The 1,495-nt window shown below is 44.8% G+C and carries 1 pseudogene and 1 CRISPR repeat array; the pseudogene reads left to right on the top strand.

Going from position 1 to position 1,495, the window contains the following annotated elements:
- Positions 1-112: 112 nt before the first annotated feature.
- Positions 113-1,021: direct repeats of the CRISPR family, unit length 37 nt; unit sequence GTTGAAACCCAATAAAATCCCTTCAAGGGATTGAAAC.
- Between the two features lie 225 nt (positions 1,022-1,246).
- Positions 1,247-1,495: pseudogene (locus GEI7105_RS38660) on the top strand (ISKra4 family transposase); the annotation flags it as partial.

The following is a 1,495-nucleotide window of genomic DNA, read 5'->3' as shown; positions in this document are numbered from 1 at the left end:
TCTTGCCGGATGCACGGGAATTTCCAATTTTACCTCTTTTTCGGGTTCTCGAAGCCACGTCAAGACTCCTCTAAGCCTTACGTCGTAAGCTTTTCACTTCTTTTCAGCAAGCCCTAAGTACCGATAAAATCCCTTCAAGGGATTGAAACGAATTCGTTGTAATCCTTAATTGATATCAATTATGAAGTTGAAACCCAATAAAATCCCTTCAAGGGATTGAAACTGGCCAACGAACTGGCATTTGTAAAAACTCCCGAGTTGAAACCCAATAAAATCCCTTCAAGGGATTGAAACCAATTGAATGAGAGCCATTTTCTTCTCCTTTTGGTTGAAACCCAATAAAATCCCTTCAAGGGATTGAAACCTCGGTAGAAGAATACAACGGCGAAACGCCTGGTTGAAACCCAATAAAATCCCTTCAAGGGATTGAAACAGCACCCAGCCCATCTCGTTAAGGATAGGGGCGTACTGTTGAAACCCAATAAAATCCCTTCAAGGGATTGAAACGTCCCGACACTATCGGGAGGCTCTATCAACCTGCGTTGAAACCCAATAAAATCCCTTCAAGGGATTGAAACGCTGAAGCTATCACCAAATCATCATCCGGCGGTGGCAAAGGTTGAAACCCAATAAAATCCCTTCAAGGGATTGAAACCTTAAAGCTTTTCGGAACTTCGACCGGAAAATGTTGAAACCCAATAAAATCCCTTCAAGGGATTGAAACCCTTGCGCGTGGACGCCGTGAGCTTCCAGTTCGGCGTTGAAACCCAATAAAATCCCTTCAAGGGATTGAAACTGGGCGAACGCTGGAGCCGGGTCGCGATTCTCGACTAAGTTGAAACCCAATAAAATCCCTTCAAGGGATTGAAACGCGGTAGTTCTCCAAGGGCGATCGCTGTGACTGGAGTTGAAACCCAATAAAATCCCTTCAAGGGATTGAAACTTCCTGCCGTGTCTGTTCCTTCTTTCGTTTCCCGTCGTTCTGTTGAAACCCAATAAAATCCCTTCAAGGGATTGAAACTGAAGAAGTTAGGTTTGAAGATAGAACAGAGATTTACACTGAGTTGAAACCCAATAAAATCGGGTCTTCGCAAAACAAGGTGATAAGAAAAACTTATTAAGTAAAGCAAGACAGAAAGCGCATTGGGTGCATCCCAGTTTTGCAATGAGTAAGAGTACTTAGAGCGGTTTGAGAGAAGGGAGTTAAGCTAAAAGGAGTTGCCCAAGTCGGAGTCAAGCCTAGCTCATGGATGCTGAAAAACGTCGCCAAATTCAAGCTCACGCTCGAGCGATTGCCGCTCTACTCTACGAAGGAAGTGACCCAGAAGAGATTCAAACCCTATCTGGCATCGAAAAAACCGTCCGTCATCAGCTATTAGAACACGTTAGCCCAGAAGTGGGAAATTTTTTATCCAAAACAGCAGCGGCAGCCAAGGCGGAAGAAACGGACGGTAAAAGTCTTCTCGGTCGCTTGAGTCTGAGCGAGCCACAAGCC

It is taken from the genome of Baaleninema simplex PCC 7105, from assembly GCF_000332355.1.
GTDB classification, from domain to species: Bacteria; Cyanobacteriota; Cyanobacteriia; order Cyanobacteriales; family Geitlerinemataceae; genus Baaleninema; species Baaleninema simplex.
Note: the sequence above shows the minus strand (reverse complement) of the source record. Positions and strands in the feature narration are given on the sequence as shown.